The organism is Demequina sp., assembly GCF_016278775.1.
Classification (GTDB): Bacteria; Actinomycetota; Actinomycetes; order Actinomycetales; family Demequinaceae; genus Demequina.
Genome location: NZ_JADQBF010000002.1, coordinates 1 through 5436 on the forward strand (window position 1 = coordinate 1; position 5436 = coordinate 5436).

The 5436-nt window shown below is 64.5% G+C and carries 5 protein-coding genes; 4 read left to right on the forward strand and 1 reads right to left on the reverse strand.

Translation table 11 applies throughout. The features are described 5' to 3' along the window. The first annotated feature begins 349 nt into the window (after positions 1-349). From QZZ33_RS00150 to QZZ33_RS00165, 4 genes are all read left to right on the forward strand, one after another. Entirely contained in the window at positions 350-934 is a 585-nt protein-coding gene (locus tag QZZ33_RS00150; protein ID WP_291377439.1) for a hypothetical protein, read from the forward strand. Positions 935-1011: 77 nt separating this feature from the next. Next, the gene (locus QZZ33_RS00155; protein WP_291377440.1) at positions 1012-1389 is read left to right on the forward strand and encodes a hypothetical protein; all 378 of its coding nucleotides are present in this window, start codon (positions 1012-1014) and stop codon (positions 1387-1389) included. Positions 1390-1535: 146 nt separating this feature from the next. Continuing rightward, positions 1536-2894, forward strand: a complete 1359-nt coding sequence (locus tag QZZ33_RS00160) for an RHS repeat-associated core domain-containing protein (RefSeq protein ID WP_291377441.1) — start codon at positions 1536-1538, stop codon at positions 2892-2894. After that, entirely contained in the window at positions 2888-3316 is a 429-nt protein-coding gene (locus tag QZZ33_RS00165) for a hypothetical protein (protein WP_291377442.1), read from the forward strand. Before QZZ33_RS00160 ends, QZZ33_RS00165 begins: the two co-directional genes overlap by 7 nt. 687 nt (positions 3317-4003) lie before the next feature. On the opposite strand, the gene QZZ33_RS00170 is transcribed toward QZZ33_RS00165, so the two are convergent. Beyond that, positions 4004-5436: multicopper oxidase domain-containing protein (locus QZZ33_RS00170; protein ID WP_291377443.1), on the reverse strand; the 1433-nt coding region annotated here is incomplete at its 5' end.

A 5436-nucleotide genomic window follows, 5' to 3' on the forward strand; every position in this document is an offset into this window, starting at 1 on the left:
ATGAACTCGCCCGGGTGCGGGGGATTGTGCATCGGAGTCAGCGCATCCATCAGTGGTAGTCCTCGTAGTCCAGGACGTAGGCGTTCCCATCACGGAACTCAAACGTCAGTCTCCACTTTGCCGCCTGTATCAGTATGCGCATGCAGCGAGGAGTTGGTGGTTCGGTCATGGGCCAAGCGTCCAACGGGGGTGTGACAGGACGACGCCCCGGGAATCACGGCACCACCGTCACATCAAGCACGCCCTTGGCGCCCTTCTCCATCAGGCTCATCTGGTGGTTGACGATCGCGCCGTCGCCTGGCACCAGCGTTCGGTGCGGTGCTCGACCCTCAGCGATAGGTTCTGACTCATGGAATGGATCGACTTCTCGACGGACCACGAGTCGATTGTCCCGGCCCCGCCAGGATTGGTCTGGCGCCACCTCGTTGAGCCTTCACTCATGAGCCAAAGCAACGCCGGAACGATTGTCGCGGTGACGGTTGAGGGCCAGCCTGGGATGGTGGGACGCAGCTTCTTCACGGAGCGGACCTGCGAGCGGCATAGGCCGTGCATCCTCAAGACCAAGGTGCTCAAGAGCGAGCCCCTGTCTAGGTGGGCCACGCTGACGGAGACCGAGGAGTTCAGCCTCCGCGAAACCCGGAGCGCAACACCGACGGCGGCGGGCAACTGGCCCGCCTGGTCTACGGTTCGCGCTAGGTCTTGGAAGGACGCCGCAGATAGTGCAATGGAAGGCGAGTACAGTGCCACCAACCTCGCGCGAATGGAGGTTGGCAAGCCGCCGCTGCACGATGTAGTCGAGGTGCCGATGGAGCTAAACCACATCACCCCTCGGTGGCAGGGGGGTGGGCACACGCTCGACAACCTTGAGCCCTTGTGGCCATGGGAGCATGCTGACATCGACCCATACCGTTTCGATACAGGAGAGAGACCTTGACGGAGTTAAACGGGTCTCACCTCCCCGACGGGAAGTTGAGCGAGGCGGTGCGCGGTCCTGATGGGCAGCCAGCTGTCATGATCGATTCGATCGTCGTCGTACCGGGACAAAGGGTAGCGCTTACCTTCGAGACAGTTGGCCCCCGTTGGCGGCAGGGCGTGTTCCTTGCGACCAATGGCCAACTGATGACAGCGAACGAGGCGAGCCGCGCCCTGGTGCTGTGGAGCGACACGGCACCCACCACATCGTTGATCGAGATCGCCGAGACTGACGGTCGGCTCGTGCTCTATAACGTTTGGGACTCTGGTCGGGGCATCCGCCGTTTCGAGTCCCAGAGTCACACTTCCGGCATGCTCGTCGAGAAGCTTGCCGATGGCTCCCGCCGCTATTCCTGCACTGACATTGGCGCGGTGCCCGACTTTGGTCGGCTGGTGTTCCGTATCTCGATCGATTGATGGCGGGGCGAAGCCTCGGACACGTTCGATCTACCCGATCGCCGCCCGAGCCGCGAAGTTGATCCCGCCTCACGTAATGCACCGGCCTTTGCCGTCTTTCGGGCGCAAGAACTACGGCGACGAGTACGTGGTCGCTCAATGGTGCGTTGTCGTCGTCAACCACCCCTGCGGGCACACAGTCCTACACCACTGACCTGACGGATGAGTTGATTTCGCTCACGTTGGACGACGGCTCCACGGTGGGGTTCACCCACGACGTGCTGGGTAACAGGACGTCGCGGACGGTGGACGGGTCCTTGGAGGCCACGTGGTCGTGGGATGAGATGTCCAGTCTGCCGATGCGTGTGGGTGAGTACGACCCGGCAGGCAACTTCACGACGGCATGGTTGCCGGACCCCACGTCCGCGACGGGTGCGTCGTTGGTGGAGACCAGTGGCAGCGCATCGGCGTGGTTGCTCAGTGACCCGTTTGCGAACACGGTCGCATCGGTGTCCACGACCGGCTCGACGTTGTCGGGCACCAGGATGATGGATGCGTTCGGTGTTCAGCGCTCTGCGTCGACCGGAGGCTTGGCCGATTCTGCGGTCGGGTTCGCAGGCCAGTACTTGGACCCAGCGACGGAAATGTATGACATGCGGGCCCGCGACTACGACCCGACCAGTGGTCGCTTCACCGCCACCGACCCAGTAGCGGTGCCGACCGGCATGCCGTTCGTGGCGGGGTACTCGTACGCGCTCAACAACCCGTTGATGTTCACCGACCCGAGCGGTCTGACCGCCTGTGGCCCTATCGGGAGTGACTGCAATGGGGCCAACTTGATACCGGTGTTTCGTCAACTTGCAAGAGCGGACAACGACACTGCGTACCTCAACCTTTACCACAGCCTGACCCAGGAGCAGGCCAGTGAGATCCCGTTCAGCGAACTGGAGCATATTAGTGCCGAGGCCGCGAACCGGCGCATGCATCAGATTTCCTGTGAGGACAACCCTGAAGGATGTTGGGCGCCGTGTCCCGAGCAGGATTATCAGAGTTGCCAACTCAAGCGCGCTGCTTTGGGCTTCACGGTCTACTTCGCAGCCCCTATGGTCGTCGGCACGGGAATGTCGGCCTTGCTCGCACGGGCCTGCGCCGCCGACGCAGCTGCCGCCGCAACACGTATCACCGCCGCAAGCACTGCGCCACGGTTCGTGGCAGCTGCTGAAGGCACGATTATTGATACGCAGGCACCGGCCCTCGCTCAACAGATTGAAAACGTTGTAACGTCATTGCGGACTACCGGGAGACCTCCCGCTGGCGTACGCCAAGGGAAGGCCCCGGGTGCGCCGCGAGGTGAGTTCCAGAACAGCCAAGGTCGGCTCCCTCAACAAGCCCCGGGCTACTACACCGAGAGTGACGTGTGGCCTGGGGTCGGTCCCCGGGGCACGGAGCGTATCGTGATAGGCGGCAATGGCGAAGCCTGGTATTCGCCAGATCACTACGGAACGTTTAGGAGTTGGCCGTGGTAGCAGATTGGTTCGACTTGCCGGGTCCGCCGATTCTTGAGGAGCGCGCAGAGCCATGGCTGGTTCACTCATCTCAGGTGAGCAACTTGCACAAGTATCTCGTGTCAGTAGGAGCGAGTGTCGTTGAGGTGCGGATTGGCAACGCACGGAGTGTGGTGGACGTTGTGGGCGCCCTGAAGGAAGTTCTTGAATTCCCACGATGGTGCGGATCCGGGTGGGACTCAATCGACGATGCCTTTGAGGAGTTGCGCGCAGCCTGGCCGCTACCGCTCGGTATCGTCGTACGCGGGTTGCCGGAACTGCTGGCGGGTTGGCCCCATCTTGCCCTCGAAACGGTTCTGGGTTTGAGTCGACTGAGCAAGGGCTTTGGCGTTGAGGGCGACCAAGTGCTTGTGTTCTACGTGAGCGACCGCCCGGAAACGTGAGCTGGTCTTCGCGCCGGGCGTGATGCGACGCGTCGTTAGGTGGTTCCTGCCAACCTCCATCCCGCAGGTGATTTTCGCGCCCCGCGTCTCGTTCGCCCTCGCCGTCTCCATCCTGGTCTCGACGAGCGGGGCATATGGGTACGGCACCTCGACATCCGTGTACGACGTCGGCCATGTACAAGTGAACGCCGAATGGTGCGTTGGCCACGTCAACCACCCCGATAGGCACGAAGACGGGACCGCCCCCGGTTTGGTTGACTCCTTGACCTGACCTAGGGCTGGCACTGCTGGCCCTGGAATGAGATGTCGTCTTTGCCGGTGCGGGTGGGTGAGAACGACGCGTCTTGTTGTGCCCGGGGTTTTGTGGAGGCTTTCATCGCACGGAAGGATGAGAGTTCTGGCAGCACCGAGCAAGTACTCGCCGGAGCTTGAGGAGCAGGCGACGAGGATGGCTGTGGAGGTGTGGCTGGATCTGGCGACGGCGCGACGCCGAGGTGCTTTGCGAGCGCTCGTCCGGTCACACCAAAGGGCTCGAGGTAGACACCGGCAATGAACTCGCCCGGGTGCGGGGGATCGGGCATCGGTGTGCGCGTGCAGCGAGGAGTTGGTAGTTCGGTGATGGACCTAGCGTCCAACGCGGGTGTGACAGGACGACGGCGTGACCGGGCAGTCGCCACGCCCCGACAGTTACGGCGCGGGTGTCACCTCGAGCACGCCCTTGGCTCCCTTCTCCATCAGGCTCATCTGGTGGTTCACGATCGCGTAGTGGCCAGCCTCGGGAGGCACGAACTCCACGAAGCCGCCCTGCGCCGCGAGCAACGGCAGCACCTGGGCGCCGGTCACGCCCTGCGTGATCCCGTCGGTCGAGGCGCCGCGATAGACCGAGTAGGCGCCCTCGTTCCACACCGTGTCGAACTGGGTGCCCACCACGTGGAAGGACAGGTCCGCGTTGGGGCCAGCGTCGAGCACCCACATGCGCACGCGCTCGCCGGCGACGGCCGTCAACGGGTGAGCCGCGTATTGGAACGCGCGCCCGTTGAACGCGACCACGTCGGGCTGCATCGCGGCGGCCTTGGTGGGGGACGTGGTGCCGCCCTCGCCGCCCAGATACATCTCCGACTGGATGAGCACGTATTGGCGATCCACCGGCTCCAGGCCGTCTGGCTCGATCACCACGGCGCCGAACATGCCGTTCGCGATGTGTTGCGTCATCGGCATGGTGCCGCAGTGATACATCCAGATGCCCGCGCGCCCGGCCGTGAACTCATACACGAGCGACTCGCCTGGCTCGATGGTGCGCATGGGGCCGTCGGGGGCCAGCTCGCCCGCGTGGAAGTCGATCGAGTGGCCCATCGTGCCCGCGTTCACCAAGGTGATGCGGAAGGTGTCGCCGACGCGCCCGTGCAGCGTGGGCCCCGGCGAGGTGCCGTTGTAGGTCCAGATGGCGCGCGTCACGCCCTCCGCGACCGTCTCCGTCGATTCCGTGACGGTGAAGGTGTACTCGCGGAGGGTCTCGTCGGTGAGGGGCGGGAGTTCGGCTGGCATCGGCTCGGCGTCCTTGGCGGCGGCCAGCAGGTCCACCATCGAGGGCGCAGAACCCTCCGGTCCCGTAGAGCCATCGCCGGACATCATCCCTGGCATACCGCCCGACGCGGCCCCAGCGTCGTCCGTTGCCCCAGCGTCGGCCGTAGCAACAACGCCACCCACAGCGACGACGTCAAGCTCCATGCCCATGGCGCGATGCCCCGCGAGTGAGCACCAGCCCTCCATGCTGGAGCCGATCAAGCCGGCGTCGAGCACGGCCGTGTCGCCAGGCGCGATGGAGCCGGTCTCGGTGCCGTTCGCGAGCACCAGGTCGTGGCGCTGGTCGCCGGTGTTGTCGAAGGTGATGAGCAGGCGGTCGCCCGCGGGGACCTCGATGGTGTCGGGGGTGAAGGACATGCCGTCCACGGCCACGGTGACCTCGGTGGTATTGCCGGTCGGCTCGACGGCGGTGGCCGCGTCGGTCGCGGTGGCGGCCTCCGTGCGGGCGGGGTCGGCCAGCACCATGGCGCCAAACGCGATGACGCCCACGGCGAGTAGCGCTATGAGCGCCTGTGCGCGTCGGGGGACCACGGGCA